General features: G+C 69.2%; 11 protein-coding genes. 6 read left to right on the plus strand and 5 right to left on the minus strand.

Features of this window, described 5'->3' with window-relative positions:
• Positions 1–2 precede the first annotated feature (2 nt).
• The 5 genes from BIV01_RS06590 to BIV01_RS20190 form a co-directional block, all read right to left on the minus strand.
• Positions 3–965, minus strand: a complete 963-nt coding sequence (locus tag BIV01_RS06590) for a D-alanine--D-alanine ligase family protein (RefSeq protein WP_071302294.1) — start codon at positions 963–965, stop codon at positions 3–5.
• A 46-nt stretch (positions 966–1,011) separates the two neighbouring features.
• Positions 1,012–2,316, minus strand: coding sequence for an aminotransferase-like domain-containing protein (locus BIV01_RS06595; RefSeq protein WP_071302295.1), 1,305 nt, complete (start codon positions 2,314–2,316; stop codon positions 1,012–1,014).
• 168 nt (positions 2,317–2,484) lie between these two features.
• Entirely contained in the window at positions 2,485–2,811 is a 327-nt protein-coding gene (trxA, locus tag BIV01_RS06600) for a thioredoxin (RefSeq protein ID WP_017887828.1), read from the minus strand.
• A 63-nt stretch (positions 2,812–2,874) separates the two neighbouring features.
• Entirely contained in the window at positions 2,875–3,873 is a 999-nt protein-coding gene (gene trxB / locus BIV01_RS06605) for a thioredoxin-disulfide reductase (protein WP_070417477.1), read from the minus strand.
• A 79-nt stretch (positions 3,874–3,952) separates the two neighbouring features.
• Positions 3,953–7,957: a DUF6049 family protein gene (locus BIV01_RS20190; protein WP_254791787.1), complete on the minus strand. Its 4,005-nt coding sequence runs from the start codon at positions 7,955–7,957 to the stop codon at positions 3,953–3,955.
• Between the two features lie 124 nt (positions 7,958–8,081).
• Here BIV01_RS20190 and BIV01_RS06615 point away from each other — a divergent pair, with 124 nt between their 5' ends.
• The 6 genes from BIV01_RS06615 to dnaB all read left to right on the plus strand — a co-directional run bounded on the left by BIV01_RS06615 (position 8,082) and on the right by dnaB (position 13,329).
• Entirely contained in the window at positions 8,082–9,518 is a 1,437-nt protein-coding gene (locus tag BIV01_RS06615; protein WP_071294221.1) for a CCA tRNA nucleotidyltransferase, read from the plus strand.
• Between the two features lie 160 nt (positions 9,519–9,678).
• Positions 9,679–10,056, plus strand: a complete 378-nt coding sequence (rpsF, locus tag BIV01_RS06620; protein WP_070417479.1) for a 30S ribosomal protein S6 — start codon at positions 9,679–9,681, stop codon at positions 10,054–10,056.
• A gap of 3 nt (positions 10,057–10,059) precedes the next feature.
• Complete coding sequence (locus BIV01_RS06625) at positions 10,060–10,629, plus strand: single-stranded DNA-binding protein (RefSeq protein ID WP_071294220.1); 570 nt, start codon at positions 10,060–10,062, stop codon at positions 10,627–10,629.
• Positions 10,630–10,676: 47 nt separating this feature from the next.
• Entirely contained in the window at positions 10,677–10,934 is a 258-nt protein-coding gene (gene rpsR, locus BIV01_RS06630; protein ID WP_017887834.1) for a 30S ribosomal protein S18, read from the plus strand.
• Between the two features lie 14 nt (positions 10,935–10,948).
• Positions 10,949–11,401 carry a 50S ribosomal protein L9 gene (gene rplI, locus BIV01_RS06635; protein ID WP_069712629.1) on the plus strand — a complete coding sequence of 151 codons (453 nt, stop codon included), beginning with the start codon at positions 10,949–10,951 and terminating at the stop codon, positions 11,399–11,401.
• Between the two features lie 560 nt (positions 11,402–11,961).
• Entirely contained in the window at positions 11,962–13,329 is a 1,368-nt protein-coding gene (dnaB, locus tag BIV01_RS06640; protein WP_070417481.1) for a replicative DNA helicase, read from the plus strand.
• The last annotated feature ends 117 nt before the right edge of the window (positions 13,330–13,446 follow it).

Consider the following 13,446-nt stretch of genomic DNA (forward strand, 5'->3'; position numbering starts at 1 on the left):
CGTCAGGCCCGGTGGTCGCGAATCGCCTGCTCCGCGAGCTCGGCGTAGGTCCACCCCAGGTCGAAGCCCGACGCGGAGAGGGCCTGCGGCACGAGAGAGGTCTCGGTGAGCCCGGGGAGGACGTTCGCCTCGAGGAACCAGGGCGTCCCAGCGGCGTCAACGATGAGGTCGATGCGCGAGATGTGTCGCAGACCGAGGGCCTCGTGGGCTGCCACGGCGGCGGCGGACGCAGCAGCCGCGAACTCCTCGGACAGGCGTGCCGGCGTGTAGAAGGTGGTCTCGCCGGCGTTGTACCGCGCCTCGAACCCGTAGATGCCGTTGCGGGGGACGATCTCGACGGCGGAGAGCGCCACCGGACCGTCGCCGGTGTCGATGATGCCGACCGCGACCTCGGTCCCACGGATGAGCTGCTCGACCACGACATCGTCGCAGTACGTGTACGCGGTGACCATCGCGCGCGGCAGGTCGTTCACGTCGTCGACGAGGGTGACGCCCTGGGCGCTCCCACCTCGGGCAGGCTTGACGGCGAGTGGGACCGGGTGCTCGACAGCGATGCTCTCGAGGACGCCGACCGCGCCGAGCTCCCGGAAGACGTCGTGCGAGAGCGTGACCGAGCGCGGGGTCCGGACGCCCGCCCGCGCGACCAGCGCCGACGCGGTGGGCTTGTCCCATGCCAGCCGGGCCGACGTCGAACGTGAGCCGACGAACGGGATGTCCAGCGCCTCCAGGATGCCCCGCAGGGCGCCGTCCTCACCGGAGGCGCCGTGCAGAGCCGGCCACACGACGTCCGGGCGGCTCTCCCGCAGGGTCGGGAGCAACGATGCGTCTGCGTCGCGGAGGTCTACCTGCCAGCCGTACCCGGTCAGCGAGTCGGCCACCCGGCGTCCGGACCGCAGGGAGACGTCACGCTCGTGCGAGATCCCTCCCGCGACGACGACGACGTGACGGCGGGTGAGCTCGGCCATGCGGATGGACCTCCGGTACTGCGGGTGGAACGGTGAAAAGTGCTGATCAGGAGATGTTCGGCGGCGGAGCGCTCACCGACGATGCCGGTCGGACGACAGCGTTGGGCCGCGTCGCGGACCCGAAGGTCTCGACCAGCTCGAGCTCGTCGTTGACGACGTTCGCGAGCCGCTTCACGCCGACGCGGATCTGCTCCGGCGTCGGGTAGCAGAACGACAGGCGGATGTGACCGCCGCCGCGTCCGTCGGCGTAGAAGGCCGTCCCCGGGGTGTAGGCGACGAGCTCCTTGACTGCCCGCGGCAGCATCCCCTTGGAGTCGAGCGACTCGGGCAGGGTCAGCCACACGAAGAAGCCACCGTTCGGCTTCGTCCAGGACAGGTCCGGCAGGAACTCCCCCAGCGCGGACAGCATGGCGTCACGACGCTCGGCGTAGAGGCCCCGGAAGGTGTCGACCTGACCCTTCCAGTCCGCGGCGTCGAGGTAGGCGTTCACCACGTACTGGCCGAAGGAGTTCGGCGCGAGGACGGCCGACTCGTTGGCGAGGACGAGCTTCTCGCGGATGGCGTGGGGTGCGAGGGCCCAGCCGACGCGGAAGCCCGGCGCGAGCGTCTTGGAGAACGAGCCGAGGTAGACCACGCCCTCCTCGTCGATCGATCGGATCGCCTGCGGCGCCGGCTCGTCGAACCAGAGGAGGCCGTACGGGTTGTCCTCGAGCACGAGGATGTTGTTCGAACGGCAGATGTCGAGGATCTCGATGCGACGCTCGCGGCTGAGGGTCACACCGGCGGGGTTGTGGAAGTTCGGGATCGTGTAGAGGAACTTGATCCGCTTGCCCTGGGTCCGCAGGTTCGCGATCGCTTCGCGCAGCGCTTCGGGGACGAGACCGTTCTCGTCGGTGGAGACGTGCACGGTCTCGGCCTGGTACGACCGGAAGACCCCGATCGCGCCGACGTAGGACGGCGATTCGGCGAGCACGACGTCACCCGGGTCGATGAAGAGTCGGGTGACGAGGTCCAGCGCGTGCTGCGACCCGGTGGTGACGACGACGTCCTCGGCACTGGCACGGATGCCCTCGAGGCTCATCACGTCGACGATGTGCTCGCGCAGGGACCGCAGGCCCTGTCCCCCGCCGTACTGGAGCGCCATGGCGGCGTCCTCGGCCATCACACGGTCGAGGGAGCCCGTGACGAGCTCACGCGGCAGCGCGGAGACGTACGGCATGCCGCCGGCGAGCGAGACCACCTCGGGCCGCGACGCGACGGCGAACAGGGCTCGGACCTCGGAGGCGCTCAGCCCGGCGGTGCGCTGGGCGTAGGAGTCGTACCAGGGGTCGAGGCTGTTGCCGTTCGTCATCTTGGCTCCGTTCCAGCGGGACCTGCCCGCCACTCACATTCCCGCCACACTACGACATCGACCCCGGGAACCCGGGCCCCACGACAGAGCCGATCCTGAACCGGTGGCCCGGAACCGCGAGCGGCCCCGCACCCGGTGGGGTGCGGGGCCGCTCGGTGGGGCAGGTGCCTACGCGAGGAACTCTGCGAGGTCGGCCTCGAGCGCCGGCTTCGGCTTCGCGCCGATGACGGTCTTGACGACCTCGCCGCCCTTGAAGACCTTCATCGCCGGGATCGACGTGATCTGGTAGTTCATGGCCGACTGGGGGTTGTCGTCCACGTTGAGCTTCACGATCTCGATCTTGCCGGCGTGCTCTTCGGCGATCTGGTCGAGGATCGGCGAGACCGCGCGACACGGGCCGCACCACTCGGCCCAGAAGTCGACGAGGATCGTCTTGTCGGACTTGAGGACCTCGTCCGAGAAGGTGGCGTCGGTGACTGCCTTGGCGTTGGACATGTGTGCTCCTTCGAGAAGTCGATCAGTGGGTGCAACGCCCGGGGCGCTGCGGTATTCCGTGGATCAGGCGTGGGCGGCTTCGACGTCGACCGTGACGGGCGACTCGGGGGTCACGCCCTCGGCCGGGCCGGTCAGCGCGTCGTCGAGCTCGGCGAGGTACTTCTCCGCGTCGAGCGCCGCGACGGTGCCGGAGCCGGCGGCCGTGATCGCCTGGCGGTAGGTCGGGTCGATGACGTCACCGGCGGCGAACACGCCGGGCAGGTTCGTCTTCGAGGAGCGACCCTGGACCGCGATCGTGCCCTCGGGGGCGATGTCGATCTGGCCGTGGATCAGGTGCGTGCGCGGGTCGTTGCCGATCGCGATGAAGAGGCCGTCGAGGGCCAGTTCGCTCTCGGTGCCGTCCACCGTGTCGCGCAGCGTGACGCCGGTCACCGCGGAGTCACCCGTGATGCCGGTGACCTCCTTGTTCCACGCGAACTCGATCTTCGGGTCGTTCATCGCCCGGTCCTGCATGATCTTCGACGCGCGCAGGGTGTCCTTGCGGTGGATGACCGTCACCTTGTCGGCGAAGCGGGTGAGGAACGTGGCCTCTTCCATCGCAGAGTCGCCACCGCCGACGACGGCGATGTTCTTCTGGCGGAAGAAGAAGCCGTCGCAGGTCGCGCACCAGCTGACGCCGTGGCCGGACAGCCGCTCTTCGTCGGCGAGGCCGAGGTGGCGGTACGCCGAGCCGGTCGCGTAGATGACTGCGAGGGCCTCGTACGTCTCGCCGGAGCCGACCGTGACCTTCTTGACGTCACCGGTGAGGTCGACCGACACGGCGTCGTCGTACAGGACCTCGGCGCCGAACTTCTCGGCCTGTTCCTGCATCTTGATCATGAGGTCCGGGCCTTGGATCCCCTCGGGGAAGCCCGGGAAGTTCTCGACCTCGGTCGTCTTCGTGAGCTCGCCGCCGGTCTCGACGCTGGAGGCGACGATCAGGGGCTTGAGCTCCGCGCGTGCCGCGTAGATGCCGGCGGTGAACCCGGCCGGGCCGGAACCGATGATGATGAGCTGGCGCATGCCTCGCTGCCCTTCCGTAGATAGCTGACCGGGTCAACACATGCTACCGGCGTGGCATTCCGCATCACCCGGGAGCGCGTCAGCGACCGAGCCGCTTCCGCAGGATGTCGACGGCGCCCCTGATCTCGCCGTTCTTCGCGACGACGAGCGCCCCGAAGTAGACGAGCACCATCACGGCGCCGGTGAGGGCGATGGTGATCAGTGCGCCGGAGACGTCGGACATCGCGAACCCGTCGGCCGAGAAGCCGCCGAAGAAGTTGACGACGACGAGCCCCACGACGCCGGAGATGAGCGCGGCGATGACGAACTGCACGTGCGACCGCGTGACGATCGGCCCCTCGATGCCGTTCAGACGCTTGCGGACGAGGACGAGCGCGATGATCGTCTGCACGGTGCCCGCGACGGTCGTGCACACCGCGATCGAGACGCCGATCACGTTGCCGGGGAAGGTCGCGACGGCGAGGGCGCCGATGACGAACAGCACCGACTGGACGCACTGCATCAGGAACGGCGTGCGGTGGTCGTGCAGGGCCCAGAACACCCGCTGGATGATGAAGAGCATGCTGAACAGCACGAGACCCGGCATGTAGGCCCACAGGACCTCGGCCATCGCCTGGGTGTGGTCGAACCGGTTCTCCCAGATCCGGGCGAACGGCATCGCGAGCACGATGAGCGCGACGCTCGCGAACACGGTGAACAGGCCGACGATCCGCAGCGAGAGCGAGAGGTTCCGGCGCACTGCTCCGAGGTCGCCGCGTTCGGCGTCGTGGCTCATCCGCGTGAAGTACGCCGTCGCGATGGAGACCGCGATGATCGAGTGCGGGAGCATGAACAGCAGCCACGTCGTGCCGAGGGTGGCGATGCCGGCGCCCCCGGCGAGCGACGCGACGCGGGACTGCACGATGCCGGCGAGCTGCGTCACGAGGATCATCGCGAAGAGCCACCCGGCGGCCGTCCCGGTGGAGCGCAGCCCCACGCCGCGCCAGCGGAAGTCCGGTCGGAAGGTCAGTCCGGCACGCCGCCAGAAGAACGGCAGGAAGGCGGCCTGCGCGAACACGCCCAGCGACGCGCTGCCGGCGAGGACGGCGATCTTGATCGCCGTCCACCCCTCGGTGGAGGAGTTGACGTCGCGACCGCCGAACAGCGCGATGAAGACGATCAGTCCAGCGATCGCGATGACGTTGTTGAGCAGCGGCGCCCAGGTGAAGGGCCCGAACACCTGCTTCGCGTTGAGGACCTCGCCGAGGAGCGAGTACATCGCGTAGAAGAGGATCTGCGGCAGGCACCAGAACGCGAAGGCGACGGCCAGGTCCGTCTGCGCGTCGGTGAAGCCCTTGCTGTCGCCGGACGCCTGCTGGCTGTACACGGAGACGAGGAACGGTGCGAGGAGCGTCGCGACGATCGCGATGACGACGAACACCGACCCGCCGAGCGTCACGATCTTGTTGACGTAGGCCACGCCGCCGTCGGTGTGCTGCTTCATCGAGCGGACGATCTGCGGGATGAGCACGGCGGACAGCAGGCCGCCGGCGATGAGCGCGTAGATGTTGTTCGGCAGCTGGTTCGAGATGCCGAAGGCGTTCGCGGCGTCGGAGCCGGTGTTGCCGATCGCGAAGGCGAGGACGAAGGTCTTCGCGAAGCCGAGGATGCGCGACAGCATGGTGCCGGCGGCGAGCATCGCGCTGGCACGGCCGAGACTGCGCTCGGCGGCCGGCTCCGCGTCGACGGACGGCTCGGGCTGGGTGGCGCTGATGGTCGGCTCCTCGGGGTCGGCTGTCGGTGCGTCGCGCACCGCGGTGTCGGACTGGAGGAACGGTGCCCGCCGGTCGTGCGGCGATGCGGCGGGCACGGGGTCCCCACCGACCACCGGCTGGACCTCGAGCAGCCGGTTCGGGTCCTCGTCGTCGTCCTCGTCGACGTCGCCGTTCCGGCGACGGCGACGCTTCCGGATGCTCCGGAAGATGCCGAACCCGAAGATCGCGACGAGCGCCACCGCCGCGGCCGCGGTGATCACGGTCTCCCACTGCGCCTGGACGTTCAGCTCGACGGTGGCCGGGGTCGCGATCTTCACCCCGGTCGGACTCGTGAGGGAGAGGGTCAGGTTGACCTTGCCGTTCGCGACCGACTGGACCGGCACCGTCGTGCGGGTGGAGGAGTCCGGCTGGATCTTCACCTCGATGTCGTTCCGCACCACCCGCAGCGCGGAGTTGGACGGCTGCACGGACAACAGCACCGTGACCGGGAAGTCGGAGCGGTTCCGGATCGAGATCGGCAGCGAGGAGCGGTCGCCGAGCAGGGTGAGGCTGCTCGAGTCGGGGATGCTGATCTGCGAGGTCTTGCCCGCCCAGTTCGCGACCTGGGCGTCGACGGCGGTCGCGAGCCCGTCCGTGTCGGTGCGCCAGGCGTTCGAGGCCAGGGCGAGCAGCCGGAGTCGGGCGGGCGCGGTCAGGTCGGTCGGGGTGTCCAGCGCGGACGCGAACCCGGCGAGGTCCTGTTCGCCGTCCACCAGTCGCTGCAGCTGGTCGATGCGGGCGTCGCCGTTCGTCCCGGCGGACAGCGTGAGGGAGCCGGCCGTCGCGGAGGCCGCGGTGGAGAGGTCCGCCGGGGCGACCCAGGCGGTGTCCTCGAGTGCGTCGAGGGCCTGGCTCAGCCGCGCGGAGTTCGTCGGCCAGTCGCGACCGAGGGTGAGCAGGATCGGTGCCTCGGCCGTGCCCGCCCGGGCGGAGGTCGCGAGCGTCGCGGTGAGCTCGGACATGGCCGTCGACCACTCCTGCTGGCTCGACGCGGTCGCCGCGGTGCGGAGCAGGGCGGACATCGACTGGTCGGACACGAGGACGTGTTGCCCGGCGATCTGCTCGGACGCGGCGATCGTCGTGTCCGCGTCGGCCGACGTGTTGCCGCTCGACACGATCGTCGTCTTCGAGCCGGCCTTCGCGAGCGCCGGCAGGTCCGCCGCGGTGACGGTGCCGTCGGACGGCCAGGCGATCCCGTCCATCGAGTAGGGGAAGTCGAGCAGGGAATCGGTGGTGGGCAGCGTCGCGGGTGCCTCGTCGTCCGTCCCTGGGTCCGCGGTGGCGTCGTCGGTCGGTGACGTCGAGGCGGAGGGGTCGGCCGTCGGGCTCTGCGGATCCGACGTCGGGGTCGGGGTCGGGGTGGACGCGCCGGGGAAGTTCTGCTGCTTGATCTCCTGGTCGAGGGAGATCGGCGAGAGGACCCCGTCGGCTCCCGCCTGCCGGAGGCCGGTGACGTCGGCGTCGGCGTACGGGAGCGCGAAGGTCTCGTTGCGGAGTGACTCGAGCCGGTCCAGCCACGCGGTCGCCGACGACGGAGCGTTCTCACCGAGGATCCGGATGGACGCGATGATCCGCGGGTCGATCGCGACGGCGACGTTGTGGTCCTCGGCGGCGTCGAGCTGCTGGGTGAGCGTGCCGTCGACGGCGGTCGCTGAGGCCAGGACGCCGGCCGTCAGGACGCCCTGGTTCGTCGCCGGGACGGTGATGGGCATCGCGACCGAGACGCTCACCGGCGTCTGGTCCGTCTCGGGGTACCAGGTGATCGCGGACCGCGCCACGGCGTAGGTGTCACCGGCCGTGTACTCGGCGGCGATGCGTCGCGCGCCGAACGACGAGTACCCGCCGAGGGCGACGTTGCCCGAGACGATCTTCACCGAGCCGAGCGTGACGGATCGGTGTGCAGGGACCGCCGGGACGTCCACGGAGTCCATCGGGGCGCCGAGGTAACCGGTCGTGCTGGTGTCGGCGAGCCAGTCGGAGAGGACGTCGCGCGTGCTCACGGAGCGGAAGATGTCGAGCTCCGCGGTGCCGGCGGGGACGTCCGCGTCGGTGTCGTTCGTGACCGTGACGGAGAGCTCGAGGTCCTCGTCGCGCTGGACGATCCCGCGGTTCGCCGGCGCGATCGTGATCGTCGTCCGGCCCTGCTCGGCAGCCGCCGGGTGTGCGGCGTGCGTCGTGGTCGTGGAGGCCGTCGTGGCGAGTGCACCGTCGGCCGCAGCGGGCGCGACGACGAGGCCGAGCGCGACGAGGGCCGACGCGGCGGCGGCGAGCGTGGTGCGGAAGATCTGCATGCGGGAGGGGCCACGGGGTCGGTTCGGGCCGTCCACGAGTGTATGAGGCCCGACCATGAACGCTCCCGTGCGCGCGCACGTTGTGGAGAACTCAGGCCTGCGATCTGGGAGGATGAGGACCGTCATGCAGTCCGTTGCCCAGGCCGTCGAGCGACTCGACGCACTCGCCGCCACCGAGCCCGTCGCCATCCTCGCTCGGGCCTTCGCCGACGCCGGACACGAACTGGCCCTCGTCGGTGGGCCCGTCCGCGACGCCTTCCTCGGGCGTGCGGTCACCGACCTCGACTTCACCACCGACGCCCGTCCGGACGACATCCTGCGGATCGTCGGACCGATCGCGAGCAACACCTGGGACGTCGGTCGGCAGTTCGGCACCATCGCCGCGCGGGTGGCCGGCGAGCAGGTCGAGATCACCACGTACCGCAGCGACGTCTACGACGGCGAGACCCGCAAGCCCGAGGTCGCGTTCGGCGACACCATCGAGGACGACCTGCTCCGCCGCGACTTCACCGTCAACGCGATGGCGCTCCGTCTGCCCGCGCGGGAGCTCGTCGACGTGCACGGCGGCGTCGAGGACCTCCTCGCCGAGCGCCTGCACACGCCTCAGGCCGCCCGGGTCTCCTTCCGCGACGACCCCCTGCGGATGATGCGCGCCGCCCGGTTCACCGCGCAGCTCGGCTTCACGGTCTCGGACGAGGTGCGCGAGGCCATGACGGACCTGGTCGACTCGATCGACATCGTCTCCGCCGAGCGGGTCCGCGACGAACTGGTCAAGCTCCTGAACACGGACGAACCGGTGGACGGCGTGCGACTGCTCGTCGACACCGGGCTCGCCGAGCGCTTCCTCCCCGAACTGCCGGCGATGCGGCTCGAGATCGACGAGCACCACCACCACAAGGACGTCTACGAGCACTCCCTCACGGTCCTGACGCAGGCGATCGGCTACGAGGCCGAGCGGCACCCCGGCGAGGCCCCCGACACGGTGCTCCGACTCGCCGCGCTCCTGCACGACATCGGGAAGCCGGCGACCCGCAAGCTCGAGCCCGGCGGCGCCGTGAGCTTCCACCACCACGACCTCGTCGGCTCGAAGCTCGCGAAGAAGCGGCTCCGTGCCCTGCGCTTCGACAACGACACCATCGCCGCCGTCAGCCGCCTGATCGAGCTGCACCTCCGCTTCTTCGGCTACACGGACGGCGCGTGGACCGACTCCGCCGTCCGTCGCTACGTCCGGGACGCCGGCGACCAGCTCGAACGCCTGCACGAGCTCACCCGCTCCGACGTCACCACCCGGAACCGCCGCAAGGCCGACCGGCTCGCCTTCGCGTACGACGACCTCGAGGACCGGATCCGGGAACTCTCCGAGCAGGAGAAGCTCGACTCGATCCGTCCCGACCTCTCCGGCGACGACATCATGCGCATCCTCGACATCCCGCCGGGGCGTGCCGTGGGCGAGGCCTACCGCTTCCTCCTCGAGGTGCGGATGGACGAGGGCCCCCTCGGGTCCGACGATGCCGAAGCGCGCCTGCGGGACTGGTGGGCCGCCCGCGACGCGACCGCCTGACGGACGCGATCGGTTCTGCACCGCCGGTGGCGCGCCTCCAGGCCGTCCGCTAAGCTTGCCGGGTTGTCCGCACGCACTTTGCGTGGCGGGACACATGCATCAAACCCTCCTGCCCCGAGAACTGCTCGGGGCCGCTGAGACCAGAGGAGGTGGGTTCCGCATGCACCAGTACGAACTGATGGCGATCCTCGACCCCGAGATCGACGAGCGCACCGTCGCTCCCAGCCTGGACAAGTTCCTCGCTGTGATCCGCAACGACGGTGGCACCGTCGACAACGTGGACGTCTGGGGCCGTCGTCGTCTCGCCTACGAGATCGCGAAGAAGTCCGAGGGCATCTACGCCGTCGTGGACTTCACGTCCACCCCCGAGGCCGCCAAGGAGCTGGACCGTCAGCTCGGCCTCTCCGAGGCCGTGCTCCGCACGAAGGTCCTCCGCGCCGAAGAGGGCATCGCGCAGGTCGCCGCCCAGAAGCAGCGCGACGAGGCCCGCGCGGCCCGCAAGGCCGCCAACGCAACCGCGACCGCGAGCGCCGAGTAACCCGTGGCCGGCGAAACCGTCATCACGGTGGTGGGCAACCTCACCGCGGACCCGGAGCTGCGGTACACGCAGAACGGGCTCGCCGTGGCGAACTTCACCATCGCGTCGACTCCTCGCACGTTCGACCGTCAGGCGAACGAGTGGAAGGACGGCGACGCGCTGTTCCTCCGTGCGAGCGTCTGGCGCGAGTTCGCCGAGCACGTGGCGGGCTCGCTGACGAAGGGCTCGCGCGTCATCGCGCAGGGTCGTCTCCGTCAGCGCTCGTACCAGGACCGTGAGGGCCAGCAGCGCACGAGCATCGAGCTCGAGGTCGACGAGATCGGCCCGTCGCTCCGCTACGCGACCGCGCAGATCACCCGTGCTGCGGGTGGCTCCGGCGGCGGTCGTGGCCAGGTCGGTGGCGGCAACGCCCCGGCGGGCAACGGCGGCAACGGCGGCGGCTGGAACAACAACGGCGGCGGTCAGTCGGACGCGCCCTGGTCAACCCAGGGTGGCCAGCAGGGCGGCAACGCACAGTCGAACGACGTGTGGAGCACCCCGGGCGGCACGTACGACGACGAGACCCCGTTCTGATCCTCCGCGGTTCAACGGACACAACTTCCACTTCTTAAGGACAAACAATGGCTGGAAAGAGCACCGGCGATCGCCGGAAGCCTCGCGGTAAGGGCGGCAAGAACGCCGCTCCCGCGAAGTCGATCAAGGTCGGCGTCATCGACTACAAGGACGTCGCGACCCTTCGCAAGTTCATCTCGGAGCGTGGCAAGATCCGCGCCCGTCGCATCACCGGCGTCTCCGTCCAGGAGCAGCGCCTCATCGCCCGTGCCGTGAAGAACGCCCGTGAGATGGCGCTCCTCCCCTACGCCGGCTCCGGCCGCTGATCGGAGGTCGACACATGTCGAAGCTCATCCTCACCCACGAGGTCTCCGGCCTCGGTTCCGCCGGTGACGTCGTCGACGTCAAGAACGGCTACGCCCGCAACTACCTGATCCCGCAGGGCTTCGCTGTCGCGTGGTCCAAGGGCGGCGAGAAGCAGGTCGAGTCGATCCGTGCGGCACGTGCCGCTCGCGAGCTCGCCACCATCGAAGAGGCACAGGACCTCAAGATGAAGCTCGAGAACGCGACCATCAAGCTGACCGTCAAGGCCGGCAAGGACGGTCGTCTGTTCGGCTCCGTCCGTCCGGGCGACGTCGCTGACGCCGTCCAGGCGCAGGGCGTCGGCTCGCTCGACAAGCGCAAGGTCGAGGTCCCCGCGACCATCAAGACCGTCGGTGACCACGAGGCCACCGTGCGTCTGCGCGAGGACATCACTGCCGTGATCTCGCTCCAGGTCGTCGCCGCCAAGTAACACTGGCTGCGGTCTTCCGCTCACGACGGGCGGGTCTCCTCCGGGAGGCCCGCCCGTCGTCGCGTTCCGGGGTCGTCGGTGGCGGTTCCGACCCAGGAGGCGCGGCTCGTCCCGCGCTGACCGGTTACTTCTCAGACAGGCTCGCGCTTGCTGGGAACGGCTTGGGAAAGTTGTCCTCAGGTTTCCGTTTGTCAACTGTTTTTACACAGGCGAAACGGTCGGATCGGTAACCTTCAATGCGTACTTGAACCCCACTTCTCCACACATGGTGTGGAACACGAAACCCCAGGTCAAGCGGTCGAAAGTGTGTTCCCCGGGCCACTTGTCCACACCGCTGTCCACAGTTGTCCACACAGCATCCCGGCGTGTTCCGCAGGCTCTCCACAGAGTTATCCACAGGGCTGTTTGCTGGGGATAACTCTGTCCCCGTAGCTTGGCCCAGCGACTCGGCGATGTCGGTCGCCCGGGGTAGAACAGGGACGGTCGGTTCGTGACGGCCGCCGTCGGGCGGACCCGTCGCAGCCACTGGACGAGCCGCCACTGAACAAAGAGGAGCAAGTGTGTCGATCGCGCATCTCGAACCCGCGCCGCAGGACTACGCGGATCGTGGTGGCGCGGAACGCACTCCCCCGCACGACATGCTCGCCGAGCAGTCGACGATCGGCGGCATGCTCCTGTCGAAGGACGCCGTGGCCGACGTCATCGAGACCGCACGTGGCGTGGACTTCTACATCCCCAAGCACGAGGTCATCTTCGACGCGATCCTGTCCCTGTACTCGCACGGTGAACCGACCGACGTCATCGCCGTCACCGACGAGCTGACGAAGACCGGCCTGCTGTCCCGCGCCGGCGGCGCCGAGTACCTGCACAGCGTGACGAGCATGGTGCCCACCGCAGCGAACGCCGGGTACTACGCGGCGATCGTGGCAGAGAAGGCCGTGCTGCGCCGCCTGGTCGACGCGGGCACCCGCATCGTGCAGATGGGCTACGCGTCCGAGGGTGAGGTCACCGACCTCGTCAACAGCGCCCAGGCCGAGGTCTACAACGTCGCCGGTGGTGTCCAGACCGAGGACTACGTCCCCCTCACCGACGCCATCTCCGCCGCCCTCGACGAGATCGAGGCCGCGAAGGGGCGCGACGGGCAGATGACCGGTGTCCCGACCGGGTTCGCCCAGCTCGACGGCCTCACGAACGGCTTCCACCCCGGGCAGCTCATCATCATCGCCGCCCGACCAGCCCTCGGGAAGTCGACGCTCGCGCTCGACCTCTGCCGCGCGGCGGCGATCAAGCACAACGAGACCGCCGCCTTCTTCTCGCTCGAGATGGGTCGCGCCGAGATCGCGATGCGTCTGCTCTCCGCCGAGTCCAGTGTGCCGCTGCAGAACATGCGCAAGGGCACCGTCGACTCCCGCGACTGGACGACGATCGCGCAGACCCGTGGGCGCATCAACGACGCCCCGTTCTTCATCGACGACTCCCCCAACATGACGCTCGTGGAGATCCGGGCGAAGTGCCGGCGCCTCAAGCAGCAGCACAACCTCCGCATGGTCGTCATCGACTACCTGCAGCTCATGACCTCGGGCAAGAAGGTCGAGTCCCGCCAGCAAGAGGTCTCCGAGTTCTCGCGTGCGCTGAAGCTCATGGCGAAGGAGCTCCAGGTCCCCGTCGTCGCGCTGTCGCAGCTGAACCGTGGTCCCGAGCAGCGTGCCGACAAGAAGCCCCAGATCTCCGACCTGCGTGAGTCCGGGTCGATCGAGCAGGACGCCGACATGGTCATCCTGCTGCACCGCGAGTCGGCGTACGAGAAGGACAACCCGCGGCAGGGTGAGGCGGACCTCATCGTGGCGAAGCACCGCAACGGGCCGACGGACACGATCACGGTGGCGTTCCACGGGATGTTCTCGAGGTTCGTGGACATGCCGCAGTAGGCGCGCTTCTCGTTGTGGGTTCCAAGCGAAAGTGTCCGATTCCAGACTTTTGTGTCCACTGATCAGCACCACGTCCTAGAGCAACAGGTCGTCCCGGTCCTCACTGACGATGTCCGG

Origin of the sequence: Curtobacterium sp. MCBA15_013 (assembly GCF_001865095.1) — a bacterium.
Classification (GTDB): domain Bacteria; phylum Actinomycetota; class Actinomycetes; order Actinomycetales; family Microbacteriaceae; genus Curtobacterium.